General features: G+C 72.3%; 14 protein-coding genes. 7 read left to right on the forward strand and 7 right to left on the reverse strand.

The genetic code is table 11. The features are described from left to right. Positions 1 to 19: 19 nt before the first annotated feature. Together NP777_RS09615 and NP777_RS09620 are read right to left on the reverse strand one after the other, a co-directional pair. Complete coding sequence (locus NP777_RS09615; RefSeq protein ID WP_256649670.1) at positions 20 to 1312, reverse strand: MFS transporter; 1293 nt, start codon at positions 1310 to 1312, stop codon at positions 20 to 22. Positions 1313 to 1549: 237 nt separating this feature from the next. Then, positions 1550 to 1888: a winged helix-turn-helix transcriptional regulator gene (locus NP777_RS09620; protein WP_256649855.1), complete on the reverse strand. Its 339-nt coding sequence runs from the start codon at positions 1886 to 1888 to the stop codon at positions 1550 to 1552. A 142-nt stretch (positions 1889 to 2030) separates the two neighbouring features. Here NP777_RS09620 and NP777_RS09625 point away from each other — a divergent pair, with 142 nt between their 5' ends. Further along, on the forward strand, positions 2031 to 2915 hold the full coding sequence (locus NP777_RS09625) for an NAD(P)-dependent oxidoreductase (RefSeq protein ID WP_256649671.1): 885 nt from the start codon (positions 2031 to 2033) through the stop codon (positions 2913 to 2915). Between the two features lie 30 nt (positions 2916 to 2945). On the opposite strand, the gene NP777_RS09630 is transcribed toward NP777_RS09625, so the two are convergent. Next, positions 2946 to 3983 carry a Glu/Leu/Phe/Val dehydrogenase dimerization domain-containing protein gene (locus tag NP777_RS09630; RefSeq protein ID WP_256649672.1) on the reverse strand — a complete coding sequence of 346 codons (1038 nt, stop codon included), beginning with the start codon at positions 3981 to 3983 and terminating at the stop codon, positions 2946 to 2948. Positions 3984 to 4095: 112 nt separating this feature from the next. Between NP777_RS09630 and NP777_RS09635 the strand changes: the two genes are divergently transcribed. Beyond that, the gene (locus tag NP777_RS09635) at positions 4096 to 4560 is read left to right on the forward strand and encodes an Lrp/AsnC family transcriptional regulator (RefSeq protein WP_256649856.1); all 465 of its coding nucleotides are present in this window, start codon (positions 4096 to 4098) and stop codon (positions 4558 to 4560) included. Positions 4561 to 4626: 66 nt separating this feature from the next. On the opposite strand, the gene NP777_RS09640 is transcribed toward NP777_RS09635, so the two are convergent. From NP777_RS09640 to NP777_RS09655, 4 genes are all read right to left on the reverse strand, one after another. After that, positions 4627 to 5766 carry a DMT family transporter gene (locus tag NP777_RS09640; RefSeq protein WP_256649673.1) on the reverse strand — a complete coding sequence of 380 codons (1140 nt, stop codon included), beginning with the start codon at positions 5764 to 5766 and terminating at the stop codon, positions 4627 to 4629. 97 nt (positions 5767 to 5863) lie between these two features. Next, complete coding sequence (locus NP777_RS09645) at positions 5864 to 7423, reverse strand: bifunctional phosphatase PAP2/diacylglycerol kinase family protein (protein ID WP_256649674.1); 1560 nt, start codon at positions 7421 to 7423, stop codon at positions 5864 to 5866. A 113-nt stretch (positions 7424 to 7536) separates the two neighbouring features. Continuing rightward, positions 7537 to 9861 (reverse strand): glycosyl hydrolase family 95 catalytic domain-containing protein, encoded by a 2325-nt coding sequence (locus tag NP777_RS09650; protein ID WP_256649675.1) that lies wholly within the window; start codon positions 9859 to 9861, stop codon positions 7537 to 7539. A gap of 249 nt (positions 9862 to 10110) precedes the next feature. Next, a complete protein-coding gene (locus NP777_RS09655; RefSeq protein WP_256649676.1) occupies positions 10111 to 10707 on the reverse strand; it encodes a TetR/AcrR family transcriptional regulator C-terminal domain-containing protein in 597 nt (198 codons plus the stop codon). Positions 10708 to 10819: 112 nt separating this feature from the next. Here NP777_RS09655 and NP777_RS09660 point away from each other — a divergent pair, with 112 nt between their 5' ends. From NP777_RS09660 to NP777_RS09680, 5 genes are all read left to right on the forward strand, one after another. Beyond that, entirely contained in the window at positions 10820 to 12313 is a 1494-nt protein-coding gene (locus NP777_RS09660) for an FAD-dependent monooxygenase (RefSeq protein ID WP_256649677.1), read from the forward strand. A 181-nt stretch (positions 12314 to 12494) separates the two neighbouring features. Then, positions 12495 to 12665 (forward strand): hypothetical protein, encoded by a 171-nt coding sequence (locus NP777_RS09665; RefSeq protein WP_256649678.1) that lies wholly within the window; start codon positions 12495 to 12497, stop codon positions 12663 to 12665. 281 nt (positions 12666 to 12946) lie between these two features. Next, positions 12947 to 13474, forward strand: coding sequence for a helix-turn-helix domain-containing protein (locus tag NP777_RS09670; RefSeq protein ID WP_256649679.1), 528 nt, complete (start codon positions 12947 to 12949; stop codon positions 13472 to 13474). Continuing rightward, positions 13461 to 14123 (forward strand): ImmA/IrrE family metallo-endopeptidase, encoded by a 663-nt coding sequence (locus NP777_RS09675; protein WP_256649680.1) that lies wholly within the window; start codon positions 13461 to 13463, stop codon positions 14121 to 14123. The genes NP777_RS09670 and NP777_RS09675 overlap by 14 nt, the downstream gene beginning before the upstream one ends. Beyond that, entirely contained in the window at positions 14116 to 15300 is a 1185-nt protein-coding gene (locus NP777_RS09680; protein WP_256649857.1) for an MAB_1171c family putative transporter, read from the forward strand. The genes NP777_RS09675 and NP777_RS09680 overlap by 8 nt, the downstream gene beginning before the upstream one ends. Positions 15301 to 15402 lie beyond the last annotated feature (102 nt).

Consider the following 15402-nt stretch of genomic DNA (forward strand, 5'->3'; position numbering starts at 1 on the left):
GAACCGGCCCCTCGTCCCGTCACACCGCCGTCGTCCGCTGCTTCCCCGGGGTGGCCGGGTCGTCGGCGCCGCCCCGGGAGAGGGCGGCGTCCCGGGTCTCCCGCATGGTGAGGTACACGACGAGCGAGACCGCGGCACAGGCCGAGACGTACCAGTAGTACCCGGACTCCACACCGCCCTTCTTGAACCACAGCGCCACATATTCGGCGGTGCCGCCGAACAGCGCGTTGGCCAGCGCGTACGGCAGGGCGACCCCGAGCGCCCGGACATGGGTGGGGAACAGCTCGGCCTTCACCACGGCGTTGATCGAGGTGTAGCCGGTGACGATGATCAGCGCGGCGAGCGAGAGCAGCAGCGCCCCGGCGAAGCTGTCGGCGTGCGAGAGCGCGGTCATGATGGGGACGGTGCAGAGCATCGAGCCGATGCCGAAGGTGATCAGCAGCGGGCGGCGCCCGATCCGGTCCGAGAGCGCTCCGGCCGCCGGCTGCACCAGCATGAACAGGAACAGGGCACAGAAACTCACCAGCGAGGCGTCGGACTTGCTCATCCCGGCCGTGTTCGACAGGTACTTGGTGAGATAGGTGGTGTACGTGTAGTACGCGACCGTGCCGCCCATGGTCAGTGCGATGACCAGCGCCGCCTCCTTGCGGTGGCGCAGCAGCTCGGCGATCGTCCCCCGTTCCTGGTCCTGGCGGGCGTCCTCCTCGGTGTAGACCTCGGTCTCCAGCAGATTGCGCCGCAGCCAGAAGACCACGGCCGCGGCCACGGCGCCGACGACGAACGGAATGCGCCAGCCGTAGGAGTGCAGCGCGTCGTCGGACATGGTGTGCTGCAGCAGGATCTGCAGACCGAGGCCGATCAGCTGACCCGCCGTCATCGACACGTACTGGAAGCTGGAGACGAAGCCGCGGCCGCCGGGCCGGGACGCCTCGGTGAGATAGGTGGCGCTGGCCGCGTACTCGCCGCCCACCGAAAGACCCTGCAGCAGCCGCGCCACCAGCAGCACGAACGCGCCGAAGTAGCCGACCTGGTCATAGGTCGGGGCGATGGCGATGAGCAGCGCGCTGGCCGACATCAGCGTCACCGTCAGGGTGAGCGCCGCCTTGCGGCCGCGCCGGTCGGCGAACCGGCCCAGCAGCCAGCCGCCGACGGGACGCATGAAGAAGCCGACCGCGAAGATCCCGGCGGTGTTGAGGAGCTGCGCCGTGTCGTTGCCCTTGGGGAAGAAGGCTCCGGCGAAGTAGGTGGCGAAACTGGCGTAGACGAACCAGTCGTACCACTCGACGAGATTTCCGATCGAGCCGCCGAACACGGCTCGCCAGGGTGTGCGTGGTTGGCTCCGGGGAGCGCTGTCGGTCACGGGGCCTCCAGGGTGAGCGGGGTGATCCCCACACCCCTACCCCGTGAAGGGCCAGTTGGAAAAGAGTTTCCGCGGTGGGGTCGCGACCGTGGGCGTGCGGCCGCCCCGGCCGGACGGCGTACGGCCCGCTGTCGAATGGCATACGGCCCGCCGCCGGACGGCGTACGGCCCGCCCCTCCGGCCCGGAGGTCAGCCCTGCCCCGCCGCCTCCTCCAGCGCCGCCATCCGTCGCTTGCCCCACGCGCCCAGCGGGCCCAGCGCCGTGTTCAGCTCGTCGCCCAGCCCGGTCAGCGAATACTCCACCTTCGGCGGCTTCACGTCGTAGATCTCCCGGTGGACGATTCCGTCCGCCTCCAACTCCCTCAGCTGCTGCGTCAGCACCTTCTCGCTCACGCCCGGAACCAGCCGCCGCAATTCCCCGAAGCGGCACCGCTGGTGATTGAGCGCCCAGATGATCAGGACTTTCCACTTTCCGTCGATCACGTCCACGGCCGCGTCCAGACCGCAGACATAAGGCTGATTTCCCAACGCCCCGCCCGCCCCACTGACCTCAAGGTAAGTACGCACTATTTAGTGCGTACTTGCCCAGGCTACCGCCGGGGAACGAGCCTGTGATCGGCGCGCCGAACCCCTACGACCAAGCGGTATCGAAACCCCTGGAGCAACCGAAATGAGCGAATCCCCCGTGACGGTGCTGGGCCTCGGCGACATGGGCGCCGCGCTGGCCGGCGCCCTTCTGCGGGCCGGGCACCGGACGACGGTGTGGAACCGTACGGCGGCCAGGGCCGAGGCGCTCGCCGCCGAGGGCGCGCTGCCCGCCGCCACGGCCGGCGAGGCCGTCGCGGCGAGCCCCCTGGTGGTGGTCTGCCTGCTCGACTACGACTCCGTACGACAGGTGCTGGCCCCCCTCGGGGACGCCCTGTCCGGCAAGGCCGTCGTCAACCTCACCAACGGCACTCCGCGGCAGGCCCGTGAGCTGGCCGCGTGGGCGGCCGGACACGGTGCCCGGTACCTCGACGGCGGCATCATGGCCGTCCCGCCGATGATCGGGACACCCGTCGCCTTCCTCCTCTACAGCGGCTCGCCCGCCGCCTTCGCGGACCACCGGCCCGTGCTGGACCTGTTCGGCGAGAGCCACCATCTCGGCGAGGACCCCGGCCGCGCCCCGCTGTACGACATCGCCCTGCTCAGCGCGATGTACGGGATGTTCTCGGGCGTGCTGCACGCCTACGCCCTCGTACGGTCGGACGGTGTGGCGGCGGCCGATGTCGCCCCGCTGGTGGGGCGCTGGCTGACCGCCATGTCCGGCGCCGTGGACGGCTACGCGCGGCAGATCGACTCCGGTGACCACGCCACCGGAGTGGTCTCCAACCTCGCCATGCAGTCGGCCGCGTATCCCAACTTCACCGGCTCCGCACGAGACCAGGGCATCAGCCCCGAACTGATCGCCCCGATCGGCCACCTGATGGCCCGCCGGGTCGCCGACGGCCATGGCCATGAGGGCCTCTCGGGGCTGGTGGAGCTGCTCGGCCAGGGGCGGCCCGGCGTGGCCTAGTGCCCAGTGCCTAGTGCCGCCGTCGTGGGGTCACCTGGGTGCGGCGGCGCTCAGGCGGCGTGCGGCCAGTTCGTCGGCCGCCCGCGCCGGGGTCCGGCCGAGGCGTTGCGCGGTCTCCAGCAGGTCGCCGACGGTTTCCTCGATGGCGCCGACGCGTGCCTGGGCCGCGTCGGCACCGGCGTGGTGGAGTTCGGTGGTGATGGCGTTGATGACTCCGCCCGCGCTTGCGACATAGTCCGGCACCCAGATGATCCCCCGGTGGTGCAGCAGGTCCGCGACCTCGGGCGTGGCGAGCTGATTGTTCGCCGGTCCGACCACGGCCCGGCAGCGTAGCTCGGCCACGTTCTGCCCGGTCAGAATGGAACCGAGCGCCGAGGGAACCACGATGTCCACGTCCGCGGCGAGGATCTCGTCGGGCGCCCGCCAGACGGCGCCGAGCTCATCGCCGATCCTCCGCCGGTCCGGGTCGATGTCCGTGACCGTCAGGGCGGCGCCGTCCGCGGCCAGCAGGCGGGCGAGACCGGCGCCGACGCGGCCCAGACCTATCACGGCGAGACTGCGGCCGTTCAGGCTCGCGGTGCCGTACAGCCGTCGGCTGACGGCCCGCAGCGCGGCGAGCGTCCCCCGGGCGGTGTGGGGGGACGAGTCGCCGCTGCCGCCCAGCCGCGCCGGCCGGCAGAACACATGGGGGGTGGTCTCCCCGATCACCGCCATGTCGTCCGGGCCGGTTCCGACATCCGGCCCGGTGGCGTACGCCCCGCCGAGCGAGTCGATGACGTCCGCCACGTCGCGCAGCACCTCGCGGCGTCGGCCGGCATCGAGTTTCACCCCCTCCGGCAGGGCCACGACGGCCTTCCCTCCGCCGCTGGCCAGCCCGGCCACGGCGAACTTGGAGGTCATGGCGGCCGACAGGCGGAGGGCGTCGGTGAGGCCGTCCCGCCAATCCGCATAGTGCCAGAGCCGAAGGCCGCCGGCCGCCGGGCCGAGCGCCGTGGAGTGAACGGCCACGATCACCGGAAGCCGCGAGCGCGAACCGGTGTGGATCGTGACCCGCTCATGATCGAGCATGAGCCCGCCGTCCTTTCATCTGTTCGGTCAGGTGATGTCATGCTGCACGAACGATTCATGGGAGGGAGGCGGCGCCGAACGTTCGGGTGAATGTGGGATACGGTCGTCGGCCATGGACGAACTTGATTCGGAGATCGTGCGGCTTCTCCAGACAGATGCGCGGCAGTCCAACCGGGAACTCGCCAGGCAGCTCGGCATCGCCCCCTCGACGTGCCTGGAGCGGGTCCGGGCGCTCCACCGACGGGGCGTCATCCGCGGCTACCACGCCGACATCGACCTCGCGGCCCTCAACCGCGGCGTTCAGGCGCTCGTGTCAGTTCAGGTGCGTCCCCTCAGCCGCGTGGTCATCGATGCCTTCAAGGGCTTCGCCAGCGGCCTGCCGGAAGTCCTCCACGTGTTCGTCCTCTCCGGGGGCGACGACTTCCTGCTGCACGTGGCGGTGCAGGACCTCGACCACCTGCATGCCTTTCTGACCGACCGGCTCAGCAAGCGCGGTGAGATCACCGGCTTCCGCACGTCGGTCATCTTCCAGCAGGTGAGCGACACCGCCCCCGCACGCCTTGCCGCGCCCGGCTGATGCCGTGGCCGCATGGGATCCCCTATGCGGCCACGGCACTAGGCGTGGTGCCGCAGGACGACGGCACTAGGCGTGGTGCTGCAGGACGGCCTCGCCGCGGTCGGGCAGGCGCGGGTCGGACAGTTGGGGGTCGGGCTCCTCGTCGCCGGTGGGCTGACGGGGGATCGGGTGGGGGAGACGGAGCGACGGGCCGGGCTCGGCGGGCAGGTCGGGGCCGGCCGGCACCTCGTGCGGGCCGGGGCCGCCGGGCCCCTCCGGAATCTCCGGCCCGCCGGCTCCACCGGCTCCACCCGTGGTGTCGCGGCCGTCGTGTCCGGGGGCGTTCGGCTCCTCGACGGCCGTGGCCCCGGCCTCCTCGGCGGCCGCTTCGGCCTCCGCCTCCGCCTCGGCGTTGTGCACCGTCAGCATCACCAGGCCGGTGCTCGCGACGAGGGCCGCCACCAGGGCGAGCAGCGTGCCGGGCGCGCCGTGCCGGAAGTGCTCGCCCAGCGCGGCGAGGCCGACGGCCGTGGCGACCACGGGGTTGACCACGGTCGCCGTCGCCAGCGGCGAGGCGAGCCCGGCGCCCCGGTACGACGCCTGGGACAGCAGCACCCCGCCCGAGGCCAGCAGCCCGATCGCGACCAGGCCGGGCAGGTTGTCCTCCCACGAGTCCCAGGTCCACTCCACGGCCACGTTCTTGGTGACCACCGACGAGACGCCGAAGGCCGTCCCCGCGGCCGCCGCCAGCAGCACACTGCGGATCCCGGGAGACCGCATCAGACGAGCCGCCCCGATCAGCACGGCGATGACGGAGACCGTGATCACGATCAGCCAGAAGCCGTCCCGCTCGGCCAGCGCCCGGGCCCGTGAGGAGCCGGTCAGCGAGAGCAGCCCGGCGAGTCCGACGGTGGCCAGCAGCGCGCCCCGCCAGCCGGCCGCGCCGACCCGGCGGCGGACGAACACGGCCGCCATCGGCAGGGCGAAGACAATCGTGAGAGCCCCTAGGGGTTGCACCACGCTCAGCGGGCCGTAGGCCAGGGCGGCCACATGGAGGACCGCACCCGCACCGTTGAGGGTCACCGCGGTCCACCAACTCCCGCGCCGCAGCGGAGCGGACGCGAGGCGCGGCGTCGTGGCCGCGACATGCTCCTGGAGTATGGCTCCGGCGGCATAGCAGACCGCCGAGACCAGGGCCAGCAGCACAGACAGCGCGAGGGAGGTCACGTCGTGGCCCCCTGGGCCGATCGGTCTTCGTCCATGCCCTCATCCTTGACGGTGGGGTGTGCCCCCGTCGTCGTCCTTGAGCACAGACTTACGAGTACTACTTGCGTAGTAGGGCCCTCCACCAATGGGGTGCCTTCGCGGCCGCCGTACGGGCCCTTTGGAGCAACTCGTTCTGCGGCTCGGCGGGGCGGTAGACGGTGAGCGCCCCCGGCCACTTGTCGATGAGCAGCTTCTCCGCGGGGTCGGCGGCAACCTCTCCATCGTAGGCCCGGCTGTCCACGCCGTGGAGGCCCGACAGCCGCAGTTGGCGCATGCGCCGCGTCGTATAGACATGTGACCGGCCGAGTGTGCCGGTGAGCGCCGCGATCAGCAGCCGGGTGCGGGCCAGCCGCTCCTCGCCGTCGATCACCCGCACGTCGAGCAGCCCGTCGTCGAGCTGCTGACGGTAGGTGGGCGCGAAACCCTCCGGGGAGTAGACGCCGTTGCCGGCGAACAGCATCCACAGCCGCCGCTGCCGCCCGTTCACCTCGACCTCCATGGGGCTCGCGGTGCGCAGCACCCGGGTGAGCGCGACGGCGGCCGCGGGCCACTTGCCGAGCCGGCCCTGAAGGCTCTCCCGGATCCGCACCAGCTCCGGATAGAAGCCGAGGCTGAAGGTGTTGACGAAGTGGCTGGTCCCGCCGCCGCCGGCGAGGGGCGTGGCGCGGCCGAGGTCCACGGCCACCGCGTCGCCCTCGGTCACCGCGTGCGCGGTGTCCTCGAAGGCCGGTACGCCGAGGTCCAGCGCGAAGTGGTCGAGGGTGCCGCCGGGGAACACGGCGAGCGGCAGCCCGCGTTCGGCCGCGATCGTGGCGGCCGCGTTGACGCTGCCGTCCCCGCCGCAGATGCCCAGCGCCCCGGCCCGCTCGGCGGCGCGCTGGGCGCACTGCCGCAGCAGGCCCATGAAGTCGTCGTCCGGACCGCACTCCACGATGTCAGCGGCGGGCAGCAGCACCCGCAACTGCTCGGCGACCGTGAACCCGCCGGTGGGGGTTCCGGTACCGGCCCGCTGGTTGACCATGACCACCAGGCCGTCGCCCTTGGGCAGCGCGGGGGCCGAGATCCGCGGCCGGGCCTGCGCCGGGACCTCGGGGCGCGGCGGCCAGTAGCGGCAGGTCAGCGCGGCGGCCCCGGCACCGAGGGCGATACCGGCCAGCACATCGCTGGGGTAGTGGACGCCTACGTACACCCGGGAGACGGCGACGGCGGCGGCGAGCGGGGCGATCAGCAGGCCGTACCGGGAGGACTCCAGCGCCACCCCGGTGGCGAAGGCGGCGGCGGAGGCCGAGTGCCCGGAGGGGAAGGAGCTGGTCCACGGCTGCCGGCGCAGCCGGCGCACCAGGGGCACCGCGTCCAGGACCGGACGCTTGCGTTCCACGGTCCACTTGACCACGACGTTCGACACGAGCGAGGCGGCGGCGAGCGAGCCCACCCCGCGCAGCGCGGCCCGCCGCGCGGTGCGGCCGCCGACCGTGGCGAGCACCCCGGCCGTGCCGAACCACAGCCGGCCGTGGTCGGCGGCCCGGCTGAGCCGGGGCAGCAGCGGATGGGCGCCGCGGAGCCGGCTGTCCGCGACCCGCGCGAACAGCCGGCGGTCGAAGTCACTGATGTGTCTCATGCGTGATGGGTAACCCGGATCGGCGGTCGGCACGCGTCATCCGCGGGCGACCGGTGCCGGACCGGGCGACCGGCGCCGGGCCGGGGGACCGGGGACGCGGTTCGAGACGCGGTTCAGGACGCGGGGAGCCCCCAGCGCGGCGCCGGTTCGCCCGCTTCGACCGGGCGGACCGTCAGATCCGGGCGGTCGCCGCGCGCGGTGACGATCGCCTCCTGGCCCCTGGAGAGCGCGATCCGGATCGTGCCCGCGCCCACGGTCTCGTACGGCAGCCGCCGCCCGCGCCCGTCCCGCACCTCGATGGGCCCGTCCAGGGAGTGCCGTACGACACAGGGCGCGCCCGCCTCGCTGCGCAGCCGCACCCAGCGGGTCCGGCCGCCCTCGCGGGCGGCGCTCAGCAGGAACGCGCCCTGGGTGCGGAAGTCGTGGACCATCAGTTCGCCCCAGGCGGCGGGCAGCGCGGGGAAGATCCGGATCACTCCGCCCCAGCTCTGGCACACCATGTCGTGCAGCGACTGCGCGGCGGACAGCGGCGTCTCGATGACCGGGCCGGACTCCTTGTACATGGTGTTCGGCTGGATGAACCGGCGCATCAGCTCGCCCAGGTACTTGAGCGCGTCCGCACCGCGCCCCATCTGCGCGGACATCGAGGCGGCGCCGGTGAAGGTGTAGCCCTGGAGCGCGCCCTCGAAGCCGACCCAGTGGTTGAGGGAGGTCTCGATCAGCTCGCGCTCGGCGGGGTCCTCCCAGGTGACCTCGTACAGCGGATAGACGGCGAGCATATGGGAGTAGTGGCGGTGGGACTTGGCGAAGGGCACGCCCGCGCCGATCATGAAGCCGTTCTCGTCGACGGGGTACGGGGTGAGCTTGGCCAGCACCTCCCGCCAGCGCGGCGCGGACGGGTCCTTGACGCCGAGAATCCGGGCCGCGTCCAGGAGGGTGGCGCAGCCCCAGCGCAGCAGCATCAGGTCGTAGTTGCAGTCGGGCGCGTTGACGCCGTACTCGGGCGAGAAGGTGGCGGGCAGATGCAGCTTGCCGTCGCTGCCGGGGGTGAGGAAGTGGAGGTAGTAGGCGATTGCCTTGCGCAGCAGCGGATAGACCACCTCGCGCAGCACCGACTCGTCCATGGTGTGGCGGTAGGTCAGCCACACGTTGTGCAGCGCCCAGGTGAGATTGCCGACCTCGGGGGTGGGCGGGTCCTGGCCGGGGATGCCGACCGCGAAGCCGCCGCCCGCCACCGCGCCGCCGTTGACCAGATGGATGTCGGTGGTCCGGGGGATGCCCGCCGAGTCCTTGCGGTACGGCGCGTCGAGCTGGTTGGAGAGGTTGTCGCGGAATTCGCCGAGCGCCCGTGTCACCGCGTCGAGTTCGAGGTGGTTGGAGCCGTGGATCAGCCAGTACTCCAGCTGCACATTGAGGTTCCACCAGGTGGCGGGCCACGGGGTGGACTCCAGCCAGGGCCCCGAGGTGGCCATCACGGGGGCGTCGGCGCGTGCGGCCGCGGCCACCTTGTACAGCTGGATCCAGTAGAAGCGCTGCAGCCGGGCGTCGGGGAGGGAGAGGAAGCTCTTCCGGTAGTAGCCGTGCCACCAGGCGCGATGGGTGGGCGCGAGGGCGTCGTAGGGGAGCGCGGAGGCGGACCCGATGTCCTTCAGCGCGCGGTCGCGCGCGGTGCGCCTGGGGTGGGAGTGGGCCACGGTGACGTACAGCGTCCGCCGCCCGGCGCGGGTCCGCTCCCGCCAGGCCGTCACATGCTGTCCGCCGGCGAGCAGCGGCTGCACGGCGGCTTGGACGCCGTGGTGGTCCTCGACGACGGCCGGGGGGTTGCCGGTGTAGCCGTCGGGCACCGGTTTGAAGTCGACGCGCGGGCTGATGGCCTCGGCGGGGTGGAACACCCAGCGGAACGCGGTCTCACCGGCGCTCGGGGTCACCTCGATGGCCATGACGGAGCGTGAGTTGTGCACCAGGGCACGGAGGGTGAGGGTGCCCTGGTCGGTGGTGATGGTCCCGGTCAGCTCGGCGTCGCGCAGCCGCAGCCGCCAGTCGACGGCGGTGATGGCACCCACCGGCTCCAGGGTGAAGTACCCGATGGGCAGCCGCGCGAGCCCGAAGAGGGAGCCGAACTCCGGCCGGTGGTCCTGGACCTCGCTGTGCTGCACGTTGAAGCGCACCGCGTGTCCGTCGCCCGGCTCGGCGTAGATGCCCGAGCCCAGCAGGGCGTTCCCGAGGAAGGGGCCCTCGTACCAGGTCCGCGGCATCTTCTGCCACACCATGTCGGCGTCGGCGAGAACCGTGGCCCAGGGGTCCCCCGCGGGGCGGGCGGCCGCGGCGGGGGCCTGCGGCTCGGCGGCGTACGCGGTGGCCGTACCGGCGAGTCCGGCGGCGGCGCCCGCGGCCATGGCGGTGCCGACGACGGTCCTTCTGGTGGGTGCGGATGACATGACGCTCCAGGGGTGTGAACCGGGGTGCGGGCGTTCTTCGGCGGGGCGGCGGGGCGCGGCGGCGGTCACGTACATGCATGAGGTTCCTCGATCTGAACCCCTCGGGCATGATGCAGCCCCCATGGCGGAACCGGAACCCCTCGCGCGTCATAAACATCGGATGGACAGCGGGGATGGCAGGCGGAAATGGCGCCCGCGTGGGGTCAGGCGCACCGAGACCTCGGATCTCCGGACCGCTGGGCGGGCGGGTTACATGGTCGCCGCCCGCCCGCTGACGATCAGCCCGACGCCGTGCCGGAAGCGGTGCTCGAAGTCGCCGAAGTGTTCCGTGACCGCGGCGAGGGAGGGGAAGCGTTCGGCGGTGGCCGCCCGCAGCAGTGGCTCCATGCCGCCGATGCCCTGGGCGGCCTGCTCCTCCTGGGTCAGGCCGAGCGTGAAGTACACCAGCGACCAGGTCCGCCAGCCCGCCTCCGCGGGGCCGTGGCCACCGCTGAGGAACGCGCCCGTCATGGCGTCCGCGAAGCGCAGGGTGTGCTCCTCGGCGACATACGTCCCGGCCACGACCCGGGCGCCGTCGCGGCGGGAGAGCAGCGCGGCGCGATAGCGGTGGGCGAGCGTCCGCGCCCGTTCGTCCCAGCGCTCCGGGAGTGGCGCGTCGGCGCATCCCTCGAGCATCGCGTCGGCCATCAGCTCCAGCAGCCGGGGCTTGCTGGAGGCGTGCCAGTAGACGGTGTTGAGCTGCACGCCCAGCCGCTCGGCCACCTTGCGCATCGTGAGCTTGTCCAGCCCCGCCTCGTCGAGCAGTGCCAGCGCCGCCGTCACCACGGCCGTGCGGTCCAGGCCCATGCCGTCGCTCTCCCTCCGCTTGCGTCTTGATCGGGGATCAAGTCTACTGGGGCCAGTTCATTGATCCTGGATCAAGAGGCCGGGGCTGGAACCGAGCGAGGGAGATGGTGTGGTGAACGACGTCGTCGTGGTGGGGGCCGGGCCGGTGGGGCTGCTGCTCGCGGCCGAGCTGCGGCTGGTGGGCGTGGACGTCACCGTGATCGAGCGCGCGGCCGCCCGCAGCCCGCACTCCAAGGCGCTGACCCTGCATCCGCGCAGCCTGGAGGTGCTGGCGATGCGCGGTCTCGCCGAGCCGTTCGTCCGCGCGGGCGTGCCCGTGCCCACCGGGCACTACGGCGGGCTGCCGGTCCGGCTGGACTTCTCCGTGCTGGACACCCGCTTCCCGTACACGCTGGTCCTGCCGCAGCTCCGCACCGAGCGGCTGCTTGAGGAGCGGCTGCGGGCGCTGGGCGGGGAGATCCGGCGGCGGCACCGGGCGCTGGAGGTGCGCCAGGACGCGGACGGCGCCGAAGTGGACGTGGCGGGCCCCGACGGGACGTACACCCTGCGCACGGCGTGGGTGGTGGGCTGCGACGGGGCCGGGAGCGCCGTACGGACCTCCGCCGGGATCGACTTCCCCGGCACCCGGGCCACGACGACCGGCATCCTCGGCGATGTGGTGCTCGACGCGCCGCCGTCGGTCCCCTCGGTCGACAACGAGTACGGGGGCTTCCTGATCGTCCCGCTGGCCGACGGACACCACCGCGTCGCGGGCTCCACCAGGGAGTCCCGCACCATCCCCGCCGACCGGCCGCTCACCTTCGAGGAGCTGCGCGGCCATGTGCGCCAGGTCGCGGGCACGGACTTCGGGATGCGGGCACCCCGCTGGCTGTCCCGGTTCGGCAACGCGGCCCGGCAGGCGGCCCGCTACCGCGACGGCCGCGTCCTGCTCGCCGGGGACGCGGCGCATATGCACATGCCCATGGGCGGCCAGGGCCTCAATGTGGGGCTCCAGGACGCCTTCAACCTCGGGTGGAAGCTGGCCGCGGTGTGCCAGGGCCGCGCGCCCGACGGGCTGCTGGACACCTACCACGCCGAGCGTCACCCCGTGGGGGCCGCGCTGCTGGAGAACACCCAGGCCCAGACCGTGCTCGGGGCCACGTACACGCCCGACGCACGGGCCCTGCGCTCGGTCTTCGGCCGGCTCCTGGCCGCCCATCCGGCGGTGAACCGGCAGTTCGCCGGGGAACTGTCCGCGCTGGACGTGGCCTACCCGGCGGACGGGGCGGACGGGGCGGCCGACCGGCTCACCGGCACCCGGCCGGCCGACCGGCTCACCGGCACCCGGGCGCCCGACCTCGGGCTGGACGGCGCGCCCGAGCCCAGCCTGTACCCGCTGCTGGCCGACGGGCGCTTCGTGCTGCTCCGCCTCGGCCCGGACGGCGATACGGGACGCGAACCGGCCGACGCCCTCGCCACCGCCGCGGCGATCGCCGGGGGTCCGGACCGGATACGGGCCGTGACCGCGCGCCCGACCACCACCCATGACGGCTGGGCGGGGCCGCGCACGGTCCTGGTGCGCCCGGACGGCCATGTCGCCTGGGACACCGCGCTGTCCACCAAGTGAGACGCGTTCGGTGGGGCTCGTACGTACCAGCTCACCACGGATGGCTCCGCGCGGCCACCGGGTGCGGAACGCGGTCCCGGCGGCGGCTCGTTGTCCACTCCCTGAGAATCGGCGCGCGGAGCGTTCAGGCGCTGGTTAATCTGACGACAGATCCGGTTCAGCCGACACGAGGGAGTGTGCGGTGACCCCCGAACAAACACAGAGCGACGACGCGCGCCCCGATAACAGCGGGCGGTTCGTGCAGGCCGCGGAGGTGGGCAGTCTGGAGGTATGGGCGCGTTCCGCGCCGATTCGACTCGCCGGTTACGAGGACGACCTCGCCGAGCCGCACATCCTCCAGAGCGTGGACTGATGGGCCGGCGCATGCGCTGAGAGCGAGGGAGGACACCGGTCCGCGGGCCGCGGCCGCTGGCAACAAGCGGACATCCCGGCCCCCGGCCGGTCGCCTCCCTCGCCTGACGGATTCACTCTTCTGGCTCAGCTACCAACTGGTAGTTAAGTCCTCCACCCCCGTGATGTGGGACCGGGCTGGTGTGCCCCGCCGTGCACATGGCAGGATGCATCGCGCGGCATCGTCCGCCTTAACCAACCGTGAGGGTGTGCGAGCCCGGGAGCAGCCGTGAGGGGGCGCAGATGGCAGCGGGTGGAGACAGATCACCGGACGCCGCCGGCAGCCCGCTGGCGGACCGGCTCAACTACCTGTTCACCACCATGCACCCGCCGGGCGCGCCGTACACCAACGCCTATGTCGCCGAGGAGATCAGCGGCGGCGAGGAGTACGGCGGGGTGAGCCTGACCGAGCAGTATCTGTCGATGCTGCGCAACGGCAGGCGCACCAACCCCAGCCCGGATGTGCTGCGGGCGCTCGCCAGGTTCTTCGCGGTGCCGGTCGGTTATCTGCTGGGCGATCTGTCGCCTTCGCAGGCGGAGCGGGTCGAGGAGGAGGTACGGTTCCTCGTCGCCATGCGCGACAAGCGGGTCCGCAGCATCGCGCTGCGCTCCGTGGGCCTCCCGCCAGAGGTCCAGGACAGCCTCACCACGATCATCTCCCAGTTCCGGCAGCAGATGAACCTTCCGCCCGAGCCGCCCGGTACGAACGGCGCCGGAGAGGCGGACGGTTCGGGCGGTCCGGACGGCGAGGCGACGAATGGCCGTCGATGACCCGGAACTCTTCTCTTCCTGGCGGCGGACCGGAAACGAGGGTGGTACAGGCATGCGAGTGGGCCGGATACGGCGGCGGTGCAAGCAGCTCATCAAGGAGCTCGGGCTGCCCGCCTCGACCGACCTGCCCGGACTGTGCGACCTCGTGGCCCGCCGTGTCGGACGCCCGGTCCACCTGGTGCCGATGAGCCTGGGCGGTGTGGTCTCGGGGATGACCGCCTCCACCGACGAGGACTACTGGATCTTCTACGAGCTCAGGACGTCCCCCTGGCACCAGATCCATATCGTGCTGCATGAAATCGGCCATCTGCTGCTCGGACACGAGCAGGACCCGGCGGTCACCGAGGACGCGCTGCGGATGTGGACGCCGTCGGTCGACGTGACCACCGCGATGCGCCGCCTGGGGATGACCCCGGACTTCGCCCGCCACCACTGCTACGACAACCTCACCGAGCGCGAGACCGAGGTGCTGGGCACCCTCCTGATGGAGCGTGTGGTGCCGACCTCGCCGGACCACGGGCTACCGCTCGAGGGCCGGGCGGCCGAACTCGCGGCGGCGCTGGGCCCGGCGCTGCGCCATGTGCGCACCGACGGGGTCGGCCGTGCCGATGGCGCACGCGGTGAACCGGGCGGTGACACCGGTGTTTGACGTCGTCTATCTGTGCTTCGGCGCCGCCGCCTGGGCGATGGCCGGTTACAAGGCCCGGGCCTGGTTCCGCGACCGCGCCAACGGCGATCTCGGTCTGGCGTGCGTGATGACCGGGGCCGTGGCGAATGTGTTCCTGCTCTCCGCGCCCAGCGTCTACCGCTGGTTCGACGGTCTGGTGGGCGTCGCCAATCTCGCCATGGTCTTCCTCTACTCCTCCGTCGTGGTGTTCGCCACCGGCGCCCTGGTGCTGCTGCTGCGCTGGACGGGCTCCGCGGTGCCGCCCCGCGCGGTGGTCGCCGCCGTGGCCGTGGCGTGGACGGTGGCCGTCGTCGGCTTCGCGGTGGGCCGCCCGGACGCCGTGGAGCACCCCCGCGACTTCAGCACCGCCTACGCCGACGCCCCCGGAGTGGTCCTCTTCCTGGTGCTGTATCTGGCCATTTTCGGAGCCGGTCTGGCGGGACTCGGCATCCTGTGCCCGCGCTATGCCGCCAGTCTGGGCGGCTCATGGCTGGCCCGGGGGCTGCGGGTGCTGGCCGCCGGATGCTGGCTGGGGCTGACGTACTGCGCCTGCAAGCTGATCGGTTTCGGCTTCTCCTGGGCGGGCCATGAGCTGTACTGGCTCTCCAACGGAGTGGCCCCGCTGACCGCCTCGGTCGCGGCCATCCTGGTGCTGGCCGGTTTCGCCATCCCCGCCGTGGGCCCGCGGGCCTCCGCGTGGCGCCGCTTCCGGAGGCTGCGGCCGCTGTGGCGGGAGGTCACCGAGCGGGCCCCCGAGGTGTCCATGGGGCAGTCCGGCTGGACCGGCTGGTGGCCGTTCGCGGATCTGGAGTGGCGGGCCAACCGTCAGATGGCGGAGATCCGGGATGTCCAGCGCGGCGTACGCCGTCATGTGGAGGCCCGCGCGTTGGAGATCGCGCATGTCAAGGGCGGCGCGGCGCGACTCGACGATTGGCAACTTGCTGCCGTAGTGGAAGCAGTGGCCCTCAGACGCGGTTTGCTGAACCAAGCAGACGGACATGTGCCGGAGTCCGCGGCGGACAGCGTGGTGGTGACGACAGGGGCCGAACTGGTGGAGGAGCACGAGCATCTGGCCCGCGTCGCCGACGTCTACCACCTGCCGCTCGTCGACGAGGTGCTCGCGGAACTGAGGGAGGAGACCGCCGCCCGGCGGCGGTGATCGGGGGGATCACAGACGAGGTGGCCCTGGACGGGGGTCGGGGCCGCCCGTGGCACAGGCGGCGCCGGGGAGATTCAGCCCCGGCGCCGCCTCCCGGCCACG

The sequence above is a fragment of the Streptomyces rugosispiralis genome (genome assembly GCF_024505145.1).
In the GTDB taxonomy this organism is placed as follows: domain Bacteria; phylum Actinomycetota; class Actinomycetes; order Streptomycetales; family Streptomycetaceae; genus Streptomyces; species Streptomyces rugosispiralis.

Excerpts from the sequence above, each read along its gene's own strand:
- NP777_RS09625 (WP_256649671.1), top strand. The coding sequence starts at position 2,031 with ATGAGCGAATCCCCCGTGACGGTGCTGGGCCTCGGCGACATGGGCGCC.
- NP777_RS09630 (WP_256649672.1), bottom strand. The coding sequence starts at position 3,983 with ATGCTCGATCATGAGCGGGTCACGATCCACACCGGTTCGCGCTCGCGG.
- NP777_RS09635 (WP_256649856.1), top strand. The coding sequence starts at position 4,096 with ATGGACGAACTTGATTCGGAGATCGTGCGGCTTCTCCAGACAGATGCG.
- NP777_RS09645 (WP_256649674.1), bottom strand. The coding sequence starts at position 7,423 with ATGAGACACATCAGTGACTTCGACCGCCGGCTGTTCGCGCGGGTCGCG.
- NP777_RS09650 (WP_256649675.1), bottom strand. The coding sequence starts at position 9,861 with ATGTCATCCGCACCCACCAGAAGGACCGTCGTCGGCACCGCCATGGCC.
- NP777_RS09655 (WP_256649676.1), bottom strand. The coding sequence starts at position 10,707 with ATGGGCCTGGACCGCACGGCCGTGGTGACGGCGGCGCTGGCACTGCTC.
- NP777_RS09670 (WP_256649679.1), top strand. The coding sequence starts at position 12,947 with ATGGCAGCGGGTGGAGACAGATCACCGGACGCCGCCGGCAGCCCGCTG.
- NP777_RS09675 (WP_256649680.1), top strand. The coding sequence starts at position 13,461 with ATGGCCGTCGATGACCCGGAACTCTTCTCTTCCTGGCGGCGGACCGGA.